Source organism: Xenorhabdus japonica (genome assembly GCF_900115195.1).
Classification (GTDB): Bacteria; Pseudomonadota; Gammaproteobacteria; order Enterobacterales; family Enterobacteriaceae; genus Xenorhabdus; species Xenorhabdus japonica.
This window is the reverse complement of sequence record NZ_FOVO01000003.1, coordinates 138,165-155,595: the sequence shown is the minus strand read 5'-3', so window position 1 is coordinate 155,595 and position 17,431 is coordinate 138,165. Positions and strand designations below refer to the sequence as shown.

The following is a 17,431-nucleotide window of genomic DNA, read 5'->3' as shown; positions in this document are numbered from 1 at the left end:
GACTAAGCGCCAGAAGGCTGGCTGGGATAATGGCTATATGATGAAAATCCTGACAGTGGGATTTTCATCTGTATAAATTAGACCCGTTTGCCCTACCTCAAACATAAGGTCATGTATTGAATGGTTAGTTGTTGTGATATACTTCTAACTTTTTATGGTGAAACATGGCTAAAGTTGATGTTCACTGTCGTTATTGTCACAAATCAGAAGACGTAAAAAGGCATGGAAAAGGAAATGGCGGGCATTCCCGTTATCGCTGCTATGCCTGTCGTAAGGTCTTTCAGTTGGAATACACCTACCAAGCCTGTAAACCGAGCGTTAAAGAACAGATTGTAGATATGGCAATGAATAATGGTGGTATCGTGATACCGCCCGTGTACTGAAAGTTGCCACCTCTACCGTCATGAAAACACTAAAAAACTCAATCCCCGGAACGTGACGACTTTGCCGCTGGGAGGAAGTGATATTCAACTTATCTGCGAGATAGATGAACAAGGGTCATTTGTTGGAAGTAAGAAAAATCAGCGCTGGCTCTGGTATGCTTGGGAACCTCGTATGAAACGCATTGTGGCGCATATTTTTGGTGATCGCAGTAGAAAAACGTTAGACAAGCTGCTTGCCCTCTTATCACCCTTTAATATTCGATTTTATTGTACGGATGATTATGTGGTTTATGACAATCTTCCAGAAGAGGGCTATCTTACTGGAAAGACGTTTACTCAACAAATAGAGCGAAATAATCTTACCCATCGTACCCGGCTAAAAAGGTTGAATCGAAAAACAATCAGCTATTCTAAATCGGAAGAGGTGTACGACAAAGTGATAGGGACATTTATTGAGCGTGAAAACTACGTTTAGCGAGTGATCTAACCATTCAATACATGACCGCAACACCGGCAATGGTGGCGAAGATGATTCTGTTGAACGGGTATCAGAAAGGAAAAGGGAAATGAAAATGAATACAACATTCTTATTAATGGCAGAGTTTGAAACGTCGCAAATACCATTGTCAGCGATAGCCGAGAAATACCTTAAGTTAAGCCCAACAACAGCAGAACGTAAGGCTAACGAGGGTAAACTAAAAATCCCGACGTACAAAATGAACGATAGCCAAAAATCACCAAGAATCGTTCATGTTCAAAATTTGGCTAGTTACATAGATAAACAAAGAGAGGAAGCCATACTGGAGATCAAAAGAATGCAATAAATGGAAATTGCCGATACAATCACTCACGTTAATTGATATACCTTTTAACCTATTGAAGTAGAGAGCACCCCTATAGCACCCTCAATAGCACCCTCAATAGCACCCTCAATAGCTGTAAGTTATTGATTTATAGTATAGTGATTTCTATACAATATAGAAGCTTATAAGCGATATATTTTCTAATAACATCGTTTACTCGCAAAAAATATTCCTTGTTTTCCTCGTTAATTTTCAATCAAAAAAGGTGTCGTACGTGCAGAAATATTTAAATGAAGCGCGTAGTTTGCTCGCTTTAGGTATCCCCGTCGTTATTGCACAGTTTTCACAAACTGCGATGGGGTTCGTCGATACAGTCATGGCTGGTAAAGCCGGCGCTGTTGAGATGTCAGCTGTTGCCGTTGGCACATCAATCTGGCTGCCAACCATTCTGTTTGGTCAAGGCTTATTGCTCGCTTTGACACCCATCGTGGCACACATGAATGGATCTGGTCAGAGAAAAAATGTTGCCGGTCAAATCCAACAAGGATTCTGGCTTGCAGCCTTCCTTTCTATATTGGTCATTACAGTATTGTATAACAGCCAATTTATTATAGAAGCACAGCATAATGTCGATCCTGTATTGGCACAAAAAGCTACGGACTTTATCCACGCCATCATGTGGGGAGCGCCAGGTTATTTGTTCTATCAAGTCTTACGCGGTCAATGTGAAGGGTTATCGAAAACTAAACCAGCAATGATAATCGGCATTGCCGGGTTACTGGTCAATATCCCCGTTAACTATATTTTCATTTACGGTAAATCTGGTGCGCCTGCATTGGGCGGTGTAGGCTGTGGTGTCGCAACCGCAGCGGTTTACTGGGTTATGTTCCTGTTGCTGCTTGTATATGTGAAACACTCTCCTTCTCAAAAGGATATCCAAACATTTAATAATTTTGCAGGCCCTGAATGGAATACGCAAAAACGTATTGCACTGCTTGGCTTACCAATCGCTTTGGCAATGTTCTTTGAAGTTACGCTGTTTGCTGTTGTCTCATTATTGGTTTCTCCACTTGGTGTAGTCGCCGTTGCAGGACACCAGATATCACTCAATTTCAGCTCCATGATGTTTATGTTCCCGCTATCATTGGGGATCGCTGCAACTATTCGTGTCGGTTATAACTTAGGCCAACAATCAACTGAAGGTGCCAAAATATCCGCTTATACGGGCCTTATTGTTGGCTTAATGATTGCCTGTATAACTGCGACCTTCACAATACTGTTACGCGAACGCATTGCATTCATGTATAACGATAACGCTGAAGTCGTTATTCTCGCCTCTCACTTGATGCTATTTGCTGCTATTTATCAGCTTTCTGATGCGGTTCAGGTCATTGGATCGGGGGTATTGCGTGGGTACAAAGATACACGTTCTATTTTCTTTATCACTTTTATTGCTTATTGGCTCTTAGGGCTGCCTAGTGGCTATATTCTGGCGTTAACTGATTATGTAACTCAACCGATGGGGCCACAGGGGTTCTGGATTGGATTCATTATTGGTTTAACTGCGGCAGCATTCATGATGGGTTACCGTATTCTATGGACACAAAAGCAGCCAGCTCATTATGTTCTGAAACGTTCGAGTCACTAATTCAATATATTTCAGTGCGTTAAGTTATCAACTCAAGGGGTAAAAGCTGCAAATTCACACTAAAAGATGTAATTGCGAGCAATTAAACAAGAATTTGCATTTTTCCCCTTGCCAGAAAGCTCTGCTCCCGTTAATATTCGTCCCCGTTGTTAGCCGCGGAAATTTAGATTGCGTCCGTAGCTCAGTTGGTTAGAGCACCACCTTGACATGGTGGGGGTCGGTGGTTCGAGTCCACTCGGACGCACCAAATATTCGGTTGACAAAAAAAGTAATTTTATGTGCGTCCGTAGCTCAGTTGGTTAGAGCACCACCTTGACATGGTGGGGGTCGGTGGTTCGAGTCCACTCGGACGCACCATATCTAATTCATAATTTTCTCTTATATTGTTTCCCTCAATTTCCAATTTTCGTATTCTGATAAACCCTGTAGCCGTGAACTAATTGTCACCCAACCTTCTGCATACTAAAAATTCAATTACATTCCGTTTGCGCAACAACCCCCTGATTTCTTTAACATGAAGTCAGATTATTTCTTCCTTTCTGTACGTAAATCTTTTCAGGAACCATTTTTTGATTCATTTCACAGAAATTAGTCTCTATAATACGCTTATGTCATAAGTTGAATGGTTTCAGCAAATTGATTTACTGAATTCAGAAAAAATTACAGATGATGAGTCAAACTAAATCTACAGATCTACACATGCCTGACTTCACGCTGAAAAGCCATTTGACACTTTCTGCTATCCGTTTTCTATTGCTATTCATTTTCCATTATGTTGCGCAACTTATAACATCAGATGATGCCAGCATAAATACCAATGGTTAGCGATTCACTTTTTAATCCATTAAAACCAGTAGATAGATTGTCATGAAAAAAACTAAAATTGTTTGTACTATCGGGCCAAAAACAGAATCTGAAGAGAAATTGACTGAGCTGCTTAATGCAGGCATGAATGTGATGCGCCTGAACTTTTCTCACGGTGACTATGAAGAGCATGGTCAGCGCATTAAAAACATCCGCGCGGTCGGGGCGAAAACTGGCAAAAAAGCAGCAATCTTGCTGGATACTAAAGGCCCTGAAATCCGTACCATAAAACTGGAAGATGGTAATGATGTCTCCCTCACTGCGGGCCAAACTTTCACCTTTACAACAGATAAATCCGTTATCGGCAATCGAGATCGTGTCGCTGTAACTTATGCCGGACTGCCAGAAGATCTGGAACCAGGAAATACTGTATTGGTTGATGATGGTTTGATTGCCATGACAGTTAAAGAAATTACCGCGACTGAAGTCATCTGTGAAGTATTGAACAATGGTGATTTGGGTGAAAACAAAGGCGTTAACCTGCCAAATGTTTCCATTAACTTACCTGCACTGGCAGAGAAAGATAAACAAGATTTGATCTTCGGTTGTGAGCAAGGTGTAGATTTCATCGCAGCTTCTTTTATCCGTAAACGCTCCGATGTACAGGAAATCCGTGAGCACCTGAAAGCTCATGGTGGTGAACATATCCAAATTATTTCCAAAATCGAAAATCAGGAAGGCCTGAACAATTTCGATGAAATTCTCAAAGCGTCTGACGGTATCATGGTTGCCCGTGGTGATCTGGGTGTTGAAATCCCAGTAGAAGAAGTTATCTTCGCGCAAAAAATGATGATCGAAAAATGTAATGCAGCTCGTAAAGTTGTTATCACTGCAACCCAAATGCTAGATTCAATGATCAAAAACCCACGCCCTACCCGCGCCGAAGCGGGTGACGTTGCCAACGCCATTTTAGACGGTACAGATGCAGTGATGCTTTCCGGTGAAAGTGCTAAAGGAAAATATCCTATCGAAGCCGTTTCCATCATGGCAACAATCTGTGCACGTACAGATCGCGTCATGAGCAGCCGAATTGAAAATACCAAAGCACAGAAACTACGCGTTACTGAAGCAGTCTGCCGTGGTGCTGTTGAAATTGCAGAAAAGCTGGAAGCTCCATTGATCGTCGTGGCGACTTATGGTGGTAAATCTGCAAGATCTATTCGCAAGTATTTCCCTAACGCCTCAATTCTTGCTTTGACGACTAATGAAATCACTGCACGTCAATTGCTGTTGGTCAAAGGGGTATCCACTCAGGTTGTCAAAGAAATCGCTTCTACCGATGATTTTTACCGTATTGGTAAAGAAGCTGCATTGGCAAGTGGTATGGCACACAAAGGGGATGTTGTGGTTATGGTATCCGGTGCATTAGTATCAAGTGGCACAACAAACACTTCTTCTGTCCATGTGTTATAAGATTAAATAAATCATAAGCGACAGCACTGCCAGAATTTTTGCCAATACTGTCAATAATAAAAAGCCCACTTTTGTATTATTCAAATGTGGGCTTTTTATTATTCTATGATATGCCACTATCAATGTCATGGTGAACTTTGCGACCGAATTCCTTTCCTGCAACTTGCAAATAATTATGTATAGCTACATTCAACATATCTCCCTCTATGAAATAAATCATAACTTTTAGAATAACAACCCAATAACTGGAAATAATTTGTTCTGTCGCTCTTTATGGTACTTCTCAGCACAAAAAATACTTTACTATTTTCGCCCACTTGCGTTTATAGCAAGGGATTCTTCATATAAAAATAATCCGCATCAATTCAGCAATATTAATTAAATCATTCTTTTATCATTAAAATAACTAAATAAATTACACTGTTTCTTATTATAATGAAAAAATAAACATGGAATACACATCATACAGCAATTGGATCTATTCTGGTTAAATGCCCCATTCGACTACCATTTTATTGTTGATAACCAATACTTATTACCTTATTTTGAGATAAAGAACGGCGAAATTTTTTTCGTGGCAAAAATTAATTCTCTTTCTAAAATAGTTTGTGTAATACTTAGATAGCTACTTGGAAATTAACTTAATCTAGAGGGTAATGTGATGAATCGTCCTAAAGTTGTATTTGGTGCAGTAATTCTGGCTTCTACTCTGTTAGCGGGTTGTTCTAGCGCGACTAAAGTTGAACAACTTGCCTCTCAGGTTCAAACTCTCGGTTCTAAAGTTGACCGGTTGAGCAGTGACCTCAGTTCTATTCGTTCTGATGTACAATCAGCCAAAGATGAAGCCACTCGTGCAAATCAGCGTCTTAATAACCAAGTTCGTTCATACAAGAAATAATCTTGTGGTAGATAGAAAAAATAAATGGTGTACCATCGTACGCCATTTATTTCCGCCATCCTCTATAAAACTTAAAATATCTTAGAATTCAGGCTGATAGATTGGTTCTGGTTGATGTAATGATGGTACTTTATAGCCCGGTATTCACCTGCACCGGCATTCCTGATCGACGAATAATAGCTTGGTCAACAAGAACCTCATCTGTTCCACGATTATCAATAAATTTCATTAAGCCTTCAGAGCGTAGGATCGGCATCATCTGTGGATTATCTGTCTCTTTATTAGAAAGTGGCTGATGAACTTCCACATAGCGCTTACCATCTAGCTCTATTGCATATTTCACAGGTTCATTAATGATCTGAACTCGCGTTCCTCGTGGAACCATTCGAAACAAATCCTCAATATCATCAGGTCGCAAACGAATACATCCTGAACTAATACGCATACCAATGCCAAAATTGGCATTGGTACCATGGATCAGATATTCACCACGCCCAGCGGACAAACGTAAGGCAAAATCCCCCATTGGGTTATCCGGACCTGCGGGAACCACATCAGGTAAAATAATTCCTCTACTGGCGTAATCCTTGCGAATATTAGCGGTTGGTGTCCATGTTGGATTCTTGATTAACTGACTAACTGATGTTGTCATGATTGGCGTATCGCGCCCAAGCTGACCTATGCCAATAGGATACACAACGACATAATTTTTTCCCTCAGGGAAATAATAGAGCCTAAGTTCAGCTAGATTAATAACAATTCCTTGTCGGGGAGTATCCGGAAGCAGCATCTGTGATGGAATAATTAACTCGGTACCAAATTCAGGTAAATAAGGATCAATACCTGGATTTGCTTCCAACATCGCCAATAAACCGATTTGGTATTTGGCTGCAATGGATTCCAACGAAAGCCCGTCATCAGGCACAGTATAAATGGAATTTTCGCCAATCAGACGACTGTTAGCAGGAGGCAATGGATATTCAATAGCATGGGCGATATTAGTCACTCCACTGAACGTTAACATGCCAATCAAGAACATGCCGACAAAAGTTAAAAATCGCTTCATACGTGCTTCCTGAAAATGATACTTGAATGTTTATGGTTGATTAATAGCCTACTTTGCAAAAGTATTCTATATCATTCAATTCAATTAAAGAGAAACCTTGACAAGATTCAGTTCTTGTAGACTATTTCTAACATATTCTAAACTTTCTAACGTTTTCTACTGAATAATCTTCAAATTGCAATGCTGTTCCTGCCAGCAAAATACTGGCAAGAACAAAAGCACGATAAAACAAAAGGATAAAACTAAGACAAAACTGCCGTTGTCAGGCGGGATGTGCAGCATAGTTCTTTTTGATCATTATAGATATCAATCTGCCAAACTTGATGTGAACGACCAAGATGGATGGGCTTACAAATCCCTTTAACCATACCTTCACGAACAGATCTAAGGTGGTTCGCATTAATTTCTACCCCCACCACTTTCTGATCACCTTCCGAACAAAGATAACCTGCAAATGAACCGAGAGTTTCAGCCAATACTACAGATGCCCCACCATGCAGAATCCCGAATGGTTGTTTAGTTCGTTGATCGACTGGCATTATTCCTTCAATAAAATCATCACCAATCTGAGTAAACTCGATCCCTACATGTTTTACGATAGATTTATCATTAAATTGATTAAGTGCATGCACATCTATATTACGTTTCCAAATCACGGCATTATCTCCAATAAGGCTTGTAATGGATGTTTAAGTGGCTTTCCTTCTATACGTTTCACCTGACTGCGGCATGAATACCCTGTGCTCAGACAATATTCTAAAGATAGATTTTTCAGTGCTGGTGCCCATGAAAGTTTATAAATACCAATGGATCTCTCCAGATTTTTCTTTTCATGACCATATGTGCCTGCCATACCGCAACATCCAATACTGACACTATTCAATTGATGGCCAAAATGGCGAAAGATATCAGTCCACTGTTTACCGCTATTAGGTAATGCCGTCACTTCTGTACAGTGTCCCAGTAGATACCAATCATGTCCGAACATTGAAGTGTCGCTTTTCTTTTGTGGCATTTTTTTCGATAGGATGATGGTTAGCCATTCATGCACCAATTGAACTTTAAAACTGCCTCTCTGTTCACCGAGAATATCGTTGTATTCATCTCGATAACACAGAACGAGCGCTGGATCGACGCCTATCATGGGAATATTCAGACGTGCTATTCGATTAAGGAAATCAGCCGTTTTACCCGCCGTTTTAGCAAATCGATTCAGGAATCCTTTGATATGCAGTGCTTTTCCATTAGGTGAGAATGGCAGTAAGACGGGTTTATATCCCAACTTTTCTGCCAATTGCACAAAATCAGTGACTACTTTCGCATCGTAATAACTTGTAAAAGGATCTTGAACAATAAGCACATGCTGCTCACGCTGAAATGGCGATAAGCCTTCCAACTGTTCCAACGTTGTCCTTGCTGCATAATGGCCAGTAAGTTGCTGTTGCAATGTCGGATAGGAGAGTAACGGCAGATCAACCATACCAATGGTATGCTGGCTGATTTTTTGTACCCATGCTTGTTGCAGGAAAAAATTAAATACTCGCGGCGCCTTTGCCATTAATGGCGTACTGTGCTCAACACTGGCAACAATGTAATCGTGCAATGGACGCAGGTAACGGCTGTGATACAGAGCTAAAAAGCGCGAGCGGAATGAAGGTACATCAATTTTGATCGGGCATTGTGTTGAACAAGCTTTACAGGCTAAACAACCTGACATTGCCTCTTTGACTTCATGTGAAAAGTCATATTCACCTCGCCACGCCTGCCAACTATTGCGAGTCTTTTCAATCAAACCCCGCAGGCTTGGGCGCGCCTGAGTCAGCCCATGTTCCAATAACTTGGGTTCAACCCCTTGCTCTGTCAAAAGTCGCAACCATTCTCTAACCAAAGTTGCTCTACCTTTGGGAGAATGGATGCGATGCTGGCTGATTTTCATTGATGGGCACATAGGGCTTCTAACATCAAAATTGAAGCATAATCCATTACCATTACATTCCATAGCTCCGCGGAATGCAGCTCTTACATTGACAGGAATAGTACGATCATAAGTCCCGCGTTTAGCTGCATCGACTCTCATCATTGGAGCATCTATTCCAATTGGTGGACAAATTTTTCCCGGATTTAGTCGATTAAGTGGATCAAATGCCGCTTTTATCCGACGCAGCTCGTCATACAAAACCTCACCAAAAAAGGCAGGGCTATACTCTGCTCTAAACCCCTTCCCATGTTCTCCCCATAACAAACCGCCATACTTGGCCGTCAAATGAACAACTTCATCAGAAATCTGTTTCATCAAGATTTCCTGTTGAGGATCACACATATCCAATGCAGGACGCACATGCAAAACACCTGCATCTACATGCCCAAACATCCCGTAATTCAGTTTATAGCTATCCAAAATCTGGCGAAATTCAACGATATAATCCGCAAGATGCTGAGGAGGTACACACGTATCCTCGACAAATGGAATTGGTTTAGCTGCACCTTTGCTATTGCCTAATAATCCGACGGATTTTTTCCGCATAGCATAAATACGCTCAATATCCATCAAGTCATGGCACGTCTGATAACCAATAATTCCCGCCTGATTTTTTTCCATTAATTCATCAAGACGCAAACAAAGCTCTTGTAATTGCTGATCAATTATTTGTTCATTATTGCCACTGAACTCGACAATATTCAGACCTTGCATATCCTTATCAGGTACATCAGTAATCAATTCTTTCACTGAATGCCAGATGATATCTTCACGCGCTAAATTTAGTACCTTAGAGTCTACTGTCTCAACTGAAAGCGCTTTGGCTTCCACCATAAAAGGGGCGTTGCGCAGGGCAGAATCAAAGGAGTCATATTTGATATTCACCAATCGCCTGACTTTGGGTAGCGGCGTGATATCTAGTGTCGCTTCTGTAATGAAGGCCAAAGTACCTTCTGATCCCGTTAAAATACGAGTGAGATCAAAAGACTGCATATCGTCGCTGAATACATAGCGCAAATCGTATCCGGTCAGAAATCTATTGATTTTGGGGAATTTCTCAATGATCAATGCCCGTTGTTCACGACAACGTTCCAATACCGTTTTATACACACGACCAATAACACTCTCTTCTTGAGCAATCGATTCCGCCAATGCTGTGCTCATAGGACGGGTATCTAACATTTCCCCCCCTAATAAAACAGCACGTACACCAAGTACGTGATCCGAGGTTTTACCATAAACCAGTGATCCCTGACCGGAAGCATCTGTATTGATCATACCGCCCAACGTAGCACGATTACTGGTTGAAAGTTCTGGAGAGAAAAAATAACCGAAAGGTTTTAGATATTGATTAAGTTGATCTTTAATGACACCGGCTTCTACTCTTACCCATCCCTGTTCTGGGTTGATTTCCAGAATACGATTCATATAGCGGGACATATCCACCACAATGCCATTGTTAAGTGATTGTCCATTCGTACCCGTTCCCCCACCACGTGGAGTAAATGTCAGAGTCTTAAAACGTTTCTCTCCCGCTACCCTTGTCAATAGTGCAACATCGGCACTGGAGCGTGGAAATACAACGGCTTGTGGCAACAGCTGATAAATACTGTTATCTGTCGCCATAGCCAGCCTATCGGCATAGCTACTGGTTGTGTCTCCAGTAAAGCCAGTATCTTTCAGTGCAGTCAAATAATCCTGTGTCAGTTCACTGACATAGGGGGCTTGTGATATACGTGGGATCATTGGCTAATTGCCCCTTGTTCTAATAAGTATCCACATTGCTTTATCTATACCCTTCGTCTTTCAAGTTGCCTCTTTGTTGGCTGCGCTCACTCACCCCAGTCGCATAGTTATCTATGCTCCTAGGGATTCGCTCCCTTGCCGCCGCGATGCATCTTGAAATCCATTGGGTATATAATACTATCTTGGATAGCGTAACTCAGATAATTTTCTGGCTTCTGAGTAGGTAAGCTTTCAACCATATCACAATATTTATCAATTTTGAGCAATCAGTGAAATAACGTTATATTTAATTACCATTGTAACTGCCAATAGTATTTTTAATTACCACGAGAAATAATTTCATGGAAAAATCGCAATCATATCAAGATCTACCCAGGCTGTTATTTGCACTATTTTTCATTTTATTGCTAATTACCACCAGCTTTTGGGTCTTAAGTCCCTTTATTTTGGGATTTATTTGGGCAGGAATGGTAGTTATCGCAACTTGGCCATTATTGGAAAAATTACAGCAACGGTTATGGGGAAAACGCTGGATTGCTGTTTTCATCATGACGTTGCTACTGGTCTTATTATTTGTTATCCCGATAGCACTACTTGTCAGCAGCTTAGTGGAAAATAGCGCGCCATTGATTGCATGGGCAAAATCCCCGTCTTCTTTCCAACTTCCACAACTGGAGTGGCTCAATAGAATACCCGTCATTGGCGATGACTTATATCTTAAATGGCAGGATTTGGTTGCTGATGGCAGTAACATGCTTCTCAACAAAATTCCCCCTTATATCGGTAAAGCAGCAACATGGTTTTTAACCCAAGCAGCCAATGCCGGACGCTTTCTTTTTCATCTGGCACTCATGGTAATGTTCAGTGTATTACTTTATTGGAAAGGTGAGCAGGTTATGCTGAGCATTCGCCATTTTGCCATCCGGCTGGCAGATAAAAGAGGTGATGCCGTAGTGTTGCTGGCCGCTCAATCCATTCGAGCCGTAGCCCTTGGCGTAGTTGTAACAGCGCTGGTTCAAGCCATCGCAGGTGGAATCGGGCTGGCAATTGCTGGCATTCCTTATTCAATGCTATTAACAGTTCTGATGTTTGTATGCTGTGTTGCCCAGCTTGGGCCTTTACTCGTCCTCATTCCATCTATTGCATGGCTTTATTGGACTGGAGAAACAACCTGGGGAACTATTTTAGTTATCTGGAGCTTGATACTAACCACAATGGATGGTGTCCTGCGTCCCTTCTTAATTCGTCTTGGTGCTAATTTACCTATGATATTAATTCTTACCGGTGTAATCGGCGGAATACTTTCACTGGGTGTTATCGGATTATTTATTGGGCCTGTTGTATTGGCTATTTCTTACAGCTTACTATTAGCATGGATAAATGAAATTCCTAAGCCTGAGGACAAAATGGAAGATATGGAATAAACATGCCGAAAAAAAGTACGTGACATAATCGAATAACTGCGCGGGAAAATAATATTTCCGCGCAGTTATAATTACTGTGAATGAATCACACAGATTAAATATAAAATACAAATTAATATTTCAAAACAAATAAAAACCACTAAGGCAATTGTTGCAAAAAGTTATTTTTATGAATTTTCTTTTCTAATTTCCATTTATTAAGAGGATTCTTAATGAATAAACTCATTTATTAAATTAGTATTTATTTCATCGAAATAAATGCTTCCTAGAGTATTGCCAGCCCGGACTATAACGCCATAGTCCGGGTTCAATGAAGTAATATATATTGCTGTGTGTAGTCTTTGCCTGTCAGCCCATGATAGGCTTTTTTTTTATGTATTTTATATTCTCTGTAATTAACCAACCATACTAAAAAAGATTATGTTACATACAACATAAAAGCCTGCAAGTATTCTAACAGGCTTTTTGATTCAGGCCTGAATTAAATTCTATTAGTGATTTCCAGCTAAAGAAATCCACGTTTTCATGACTGTATCAGGATTCAACGATAAGCTATCAATTCCCTCTTTCATTAACCATTCCGCAAAATCTTCATGATCCGAAGGGCCTTGTCCACAAATGCCGACATATTTTCCCTGACGTTTAGCTGCTTGAATCGCCATAGAAAGCAATTGTTTCACTGCATCATTACGTTCATCGAATAATTCGGATACCACACCAGAATCGCGATCTAACCCTAAAGCCAATTGCGTCATATCATTTGAGCCAATTGAGAAACCGTCAAAATGTTCAAGGAACTGATCTGCCAATAACGCATTCGACGGAATTTCACACATCATGATAATTTTCAGTCCATTCTCACCACGCTTCAAGCCTTGAGATGCCAACTCTGATATTACAGCTTCAGCCTGAGCTACTGTACGTACAAATGGAATCATCACTTCAACATTAGTTAACCCCATCACATTGCGTACTCGTTTGACTGCCTCACACTCCAAAGCAAAACATTGACGGAAGCTATCAGAGACGTAGCGCCCGGCACCACGAAAACCTAACATCGGGTTTTCTTCGTGCGGTTCATACATGTCTCCACCAACCAAGTTCGCATATTCATTGGATTTGAAATCTGATAAGCGGACGATCACTCGTTTAGGCCAGAATGCTGCTGCCAATGTTGCAATCCCTTCTGTCAATCTCCCTACATAAAACTCAACAGGATCATCATAACCAACCATCAACGATTTAATTTGTTCTTTCAATGCTGGAGTCTGTTCGGAGAATTCGAGTAGAGCACGAGGATGCACACCGATCATTCGGTTAATGATAAACTCCAGCCGCGCCAGACCAACCCCTTCATTTGGCAAACATGCGAAGTCAAATGCGCGATCAGGATTACCCACATTCATCATGATCTTCACATCCAGCTCTGGCAGTTTATCAATTTCGGAACTCTGGATGCTGAAATCCAATTTATTCTGATAAACGTAACCAGTATCACCTTCCGAACAAGAAACTGTTACCTGCTGACCTTCTTTCAGGCGCTCAGTAGCATCGCCACAACCAACAACGGCGGGGATACCCAGTTCACGAGCGATAATGGCTGCATGGCAAGTGCGCCCACCACGATTGGTGACAATGGCCGCTGCTTTTTTCATGATCGGTTCCCAATCTGGGTCAGTCATGTCAGTTACCAACACATCACCCACTTGAATACGATCCATTTCACTAAGATTATGGATAACCTTGACCGTTCCAACACCGATACGATATCCAATCGCGCGGCCTTCCACCAAAACACGGCCTGGCTCATTGAGTTGGTAGCGTTCCATTACCTGCTGATTTGAACGGACAGTTTCAGGACGGGCCTGCACAATATATAGCTTTCCATTGTGCCCATCTTTCGCCCATTCGATATCCATCGGACGACCATAATGTTTTTCGATCAATAAGGCCTGTCCGGCCAGCTCTTCTACTTCACTGTCGGTCAAAGAGAAACGATTGCACAATTCATCTGATACATCTTCCGTGCGAACTTGTTTCCCATGCTCTTTGCTGTCTGCATAAACCATGCGTATTTTTTTAGAGCCGAGATTGCGGCGCACTATTGCAGGACGGTTATTTTTCAACGTGGGTTTATGGACATAAAACTCATCAGGGTTTACCGCTCCCTGCACGACCATCTCCCCCAGACCATAAGCTGATGTAATAAATACAACCTGATCAAAACCTGACTCTGTATCAATCGTGAACATCACCCCAGACGAGGCCAAATCAGAACGTACCATGCGCTGTACTCCCGCAGAGAGCGCAACGCCGCGGTGGTTATACCCCTGATGGACACGATAAGAAATGGCGCGATCATTAAAAAGTGATGCAAAGACATGCTTGATGGCAACCATAACCGCATCAATGCCTTGCACATTCAAGAAAGTTTCTTGTTGTCCAGCAAAAGAAGCATCCGGCATATCTTCTGCTGTTGCGGAAGAACGCACGGCAAAAGAGGCATCAGGTTCGCCTTCAGACAATTGCAGATAAGCATCACGGATATCGTTTTCAAGTTGAGATGTAAATGGCGTATCAATCACCCACTGACGAATCTGTGCGCCAGCTTTAGCCAATTGATTAACATCATCAACATTGGTTTCATCCAGTAATTGATAAATGCGCTGATTCACACCACTTTGTTCCAGAAAATCATTAAATGCCTGTGCAGTTGTAGCAAAACCATTTGGAACAGACACGCCAAGTTCAGCCAGATTGGTGATCATCTCGCCAAGAGAGGCGTTTTTACCACCGACCCGATTAACATCATTCATGCCTAATTGGTTATACCAGAGCACATTGCTTGGAGTGAGGCCACTATTGGACATCAGAAACTATCCTTTTTTTACATTCGGAGGTACAAGTCGGAAAATTAAGGCTGTTCTTCACAGCAGAAAATAGCCTAGCACATTGTCTTGCCATATATAGAAAGGTGAATCGATCAACCCAACAATATTATTTTTTTGCAGGTATAATCTGAAAAATAGAGCATACTGATATCAATCTATACTCAATAGATTTCAAGTTGCAACACGACGACAAAGCAGCTATTTGAAATATGAAGGGTATAACAATAAAAGAAAAGAGATAATGATAGAAACTCATACCTCCCAATTACCTGAAAACGAAATACTTGAACGCAGCGTATTTTTTATTTCTGATGGAACAGCAATCACAGCAGAAGTATTGGGTCACGCAGTGTTGTCTCAATTTCCCATTGCCTTTACTTCCTATACCTTACCTTTCGTGACGAACAAAACCAGAGCCGAAGAAGTCAGAGAGCAAATAAACGCGATATATCAGCAAACCCAAATCAGGCCGTTAGTTTTTTACTCCATTATTTCAGATGAAATCAAAAGTATTATCACCTGTAGCAATGGATTCTGTCAGGATATTGTTCAAACATTGGTTGCCCCATTACAGCAAGAAATCGGCTTAGAACCCAAACCAGAATTACATCGAACTCATGGTTTATCTAAAAAAAACCTGGGGCAGTACGATGCACGCATTGCTGCCATTGATTACGCTCTCGCCCATGATGATGGTATTTCACTACGTAATCTTGATCAGGCTCAAGTGATTATTCTTGGGGTATCCCGTTGTGGAAAAACACCAACCAGCCTCTATCTTGCAATGCAATTTGGCATTCAGGCAGCAAATTATCCTTTCACCGCAGACGATATGGATAATTTACAATTACCTGTAGCCTTGAAACCTTTTCAGCATAAATTATTTGGTCTAACTATTAGCCCGGAAAGGCTTACTGCCATTCGTGAAGAACGGCGGGAAAATAGTCGTTATGCTTCATTACGACAATGTCGGATCGAAATTGCTGAAGTTGAAGCTTTATTCCGGAAAAATAATATTAACTACCTAAATACCACTAATTATTCTGTCGAAGAGATTTCAGCCAAAATTATTGATCAAATGGGGCTAAAACGTCGTATGTTCTGATTTCAAAATATAAACATATTTGACAAAATTTATTCACAACACTTTCTCACATAAATATCATGATTGTCTGCTGAATTTGTTGGAAGTTGAGTTATTGTGATTCCCCAGTCATTTCAGACACTGTCTCAATGTGAAGTAAAATTCGAGAAAGTATATGTACAGAACAGATGAGTTAAAAACCCACCGCATTGATAGCCTGATAACACCTAAAAAGCTTGCAGAACAATATCCTATATCAGACAAGACCTTGCAAAATGTGACATTGTCACGAAAGCGTATTGAATCCATCCTGACAGGCGACGATCAACGTTTACTGGTCATTATTGGTCCCTGTTCCATTCATGATATTGATGCGGCTCTTGATTATGCCTCCCGTTTACGCACTCTACGCGAAAAATATCAGCACAATCTAGAAATTGTGATGCGAACTTATTTCGAGAAACCGAGAACAGTCGTTGGCTGGAAAGGCTTGATTTCAGATCCTATATTGGATGGCTCTTGCCAAATCAATAAAGGGGTCGCCCTTGCCCGCAAGCTACTCATTGATATTAATGAGTTGGGCGTCCCGACTGCGACAGAATTTCTGGATATGGTCACCGGTCAATACATTGCCGATTTAATTAGTTGGGGAGCTATCGGTGCCAGAACGACAGAGAGTCAAATTCACCGAGAAATGGCCTCTGCCTTGTCATGTCCAGTTGGCTTTAAAAATGGGACGGATGGCAATACGCTTATCGCCATTGATGCAATACGTGCAGCACGCACCAAACATATATTTTTGTCCCCTGATAAAAACGGTCAGATGACCATTTATCAGACCAACGGGAATCCTTATGGACATATTATTATGCGTGGTGGGAAAAAACCGAATTACAGTGCCGAAGATATTGCAACAACCTGCCATAAGCTACGTGAATTCCACTTACCTCAACGTTTGATTGTGGATTGTAGCCATGCTAATTGCCAGAAAATTCATCGTCGTCAGCTGGATATAGCCAGAAATATTGGTGAGCAAATTCAATCCGGTTCAACAGCCATTGCTGGTGTTATGGCCGAAAGCTTTTTAGTCGAGGGGACACAAAAAGTAAACCAGGGAGAATCTTTGACATACGGACAATCGATTACTGACCCATGTCTTGGTTGGCAGGATACAGAGAAATTTATCAATATCCTAGACGAAGCCATGAAAAATCGTTTCTGAATCCTTTCCTT

The 17,431-nt window shown here is 41.3% G+C and carries 12 protein-coding genes, 2 tRNA genes and 1 pseudogene; 11 read left to right on the top strand and 4 right to left on the bottom strand.

Going from position 1 to position 17,431, the window contains the following annotated elements:
- The first annotated feature begins 164 nt into the window (after positions 1–164).
- The 8 genes and pseudogenes from BM135_RS02600 to BM135_RS02570 all read left to right on the top strand — a co-directional run bounded on the left by BM135_RS02600 (position 165) and on the right by BM135_RS02570 (position 6,009).
- Positions 165–858 (top strand): annotated as a pseudogene (locus BM135_RS02600) (IS1 family transposase).
- Between the two features lie 97 nt (positions 859–955).
- The gene (locus tag BM135_RS02595) at positions 956–1,207 is read left to right on the top strand and encodes a pyocin activator PrtN family protein (RefSeq protein WP_092517527.1); all 252 of its coding nucleotides are present in this window, start codon (positions 956–958) and stop codon (positions 1,205–1,207) included.
- A 253-nt stretch (positions 1,208–1,460) separates the two neighbouring features.
- The gene (locus BM135_RS02590) at positions 1,461–2,834 is read left to right on the top strand and encodes an MATE family efflux transporter (protein ID WP_092517499.1); all 1,374 of its coding nucleotides are present in this window, start codon (positions 1,461–1,463) and stop codon (positions 2,832–2,834) included.
- A 170-nt stretch (positions 2,835–3,004) separates the two neighbouring features.
- Positions 3,005–3,081: transfer RNA gene (locus BM135_RS02585), tRNA-Val, on the top strand.
- 33 nt (positions 3,082–3,114) lie between these two features.
- Positions 3,115–3,191: transfer RNA gene (locus tag BM135_RS02580), tRNA-Val, on the top strand.
- Between the two features lie 309 nt (positions 3,192–3,500).
- Entirely contained in the window at positions 3,501–3,659 is a 159-nt protein-coding gene (locus tag BM135_RS16850) for a hypothetical protein (protein ID WP_175485897.1), read from the top strand.
- Positions 3,660–3,701: 42 nt separating this feature from the next.
- Entirely contained in the window at positions 3,702–5,111 is a 1,410-nt protein-coding gene (gene pykF / locus BM135_RS02575; RefSeq protein WP_092517497.1) for a pyruvate kinase PykF, read from the top strand.
- Positions 5,112–5,772: 661 nt separating this feature from the next.
- On the top strand, positions 5,773–6,009 hold the full coding sequence (locus BM135_RS02570) for a major outer membrane lipoprotein (RefSeq protein ID WP_092517496.1): 237 nt from the start codon (positions 5,773–5,775) through the stop codon (positions 6,007–6,009).
- Between the two features lie 130 nt (positions 6,010–6,139).
- Here BM135_RS02570 and BM135_RS02565 read toward each other — a convergent pair whose 3' ends face one another.
- The 3 genes from BM135_RS02565 to ydiJ all read right to left on the bottom strand — a co-directional run bounded on the left by BM135_RS02565 (position 6,140) and on the right by ydiJ (position 10,799).
- Positions 6,140–7,075 (bottom strand): L,D-transpeptidase family protein, encoded by a 936-nt coding sequence (locus BM135_RS02565; protein ID WP_092517494.1) that lies wholly within the window; start codon positions 7,073–7,075, stop codon positions 6,140–6,142.
- A gap of 242 nt (positions 7,076–7,317) precedes the next feature.
- Positions 7,318–7,731, bottom strand: a complete 414-nt coding sequence (locus BM135_RS02560; RefSeq protein WP_092517492.1) for a hotdog fold thioesterase — start codon at positions 7,729–7,731, stop codon at positions 7,318–7,320.
- Positions 7,728–10,799 carry a D-2-hydroxyglutarate dehydrogenase YdiJ gene (ydiJ, locus tag BM135_RS02555; RefSeq protein WP_092517490.1) on the bottom strand — a complete coding sequence of 1,024 codons (3,072 nt, stop codon included), beginning with the start codon at positions 10,797–10,799 and terminating at the stop codon, positions 7,728–7,730. Before ydiJ ends, BM135_RS02560 begins: the two co-directional genes overlap by 4 nt.
- Before the next feature lie 341 nt (positions 10,800–11,140).
- Between ydiJ and ydiK the strand changes: the two genes are divergently transcribed.
- On the top strand, positions 11,141–12,223 hold the full coding sequence (ydiK, locus tag BM135_RS02550; protein WP_092517488.1) for an AI-2E family transporter YdiK: 1,083 nt from the start codon (positions 11,141–11,143) through the stop codon (positions 12,221–12,223).
- Between the two features lie 491 nt (positions 12,224–12,714).
- On the opposite strand, the gene ppsA is transcribed toward ydiK, so the two are convergent.
- Entirely contained in the window at positions 12,715–15,093 is a 2,379-nt protein-coding gene (ppsA, locus tag BM135_RS02545; protein ID WP_092517486.1) for a phosphoenolpyruvate synthase, read from the bottom strand.
- A gap of 262 nt (positions 15,094–15,355) precedes the next feature.
- Here ppsA and ppsR point away from each other — a divergent pair, with 262 nt between their 5' ends.
- Together ppsR and BM135_RS02535 are read left to right on the top strand one after the other, a co-directional pair.
- Positions 15,356–16,219 (top strand): posphoenolpyruvate synthetase regulatory kinase/phosphorylase PpsR, encoded by an 864-nt coding sequence (gene ppsR / locus BM135_RS02540; protein ID WP_092517484.1) that lies wholly within the window; start codon positions 15,356–15,358, stop codon positions 16,217–16,219.
- A 154-nt stretch (positions 16,220–16,373) separates the two neighbouring features.
- Positions 16,374–17,420, top strand: coding sequence for a 3-deoxy-7-phosphoheptulonate synthase (locus BM135_RS02535; RefSeq protein ID WP_092517482.1), 1,047 nt, complete (start codon positions 16,374–16,376; stop codon positions 17,418–17,420).
- The last annotated feature ends 11 nt before the right edge of the window (positions 17,421–17,431 follow it).

What these genes read in the sequence shown, in the direction of transcription:
- BM135_RS02535 (WP_092517482.1), top strand. Translation starts at nt 16,374, where the DNA reads ATGTACAGAACAGATGAGTTAAAAACCCACCGCATTGATAGCCTGATA.
- ppsA (WP_092517486.1), bottom strand. Translation starts at nt 15,093, where the DNA reads ATGTCCAATAGTGGCCTCACTCCAAGCAATGTGCTCTGGTATAACCAA.
- BM135_RS02565 (WP_092517494.1), bottom strand. Translation starts at nt 7,075, where the DNA reads ATGAAGCGATTTTTAACTTTTGTCGGCATGTTCTTGATTGGCATGTTA.
- BM135_RS02570 (WP_092517496.1), top strand. Translation starts at nt 5,773, where the DNA reads ATGAATCGTCCTAAAGTTGTATTTGGTGCAGTAATTCTGGCTTCTACT.
- BM135_RS16850 (WP_175485897.1), top strand. Translation starts at nt 3,501, where the DNA reads ATGATGAGTCAAACTAAATCTACAGATCTACACATGCCTGACTTCACG.
- ppsR (WP_092517484.1), top strand. Translation starts at nt 15,356, where the DNA reads ATGATAGAAACTCATACCTCCCAATTACCTGAAAACGAAATACTTGAA.
- ydiK (WP_092517488.1), top strand. Translation starts at nt 11,141, where the DNA reads ATGGAAAAATCGCAATCATATCAAGATCTACCCAGGCTGTTATTTGCA.
- pykF (WP_092517497.1), top strand. Translation starts at nt 3,702, where the DNA reads ATGAAAAAAACTAAAATTGTTTGTACTATCGGGCCAAAAACAGAATCT.
- BM135_RS02595 (WP_092517527.1), top strand. Translation starts at nt 956, where the DNA reads ATGAATACAACATTCTTATTAATGGCAGAGTTTGAAACGTCGCAAATA.
- ydiJ (WP_092517490.1), bottom strand. Translation starts at nt 10,799, where the DNA reads ATGATCCCACGTATATCACAAGCCCCCTATGTCAGTGAACTGACACAG.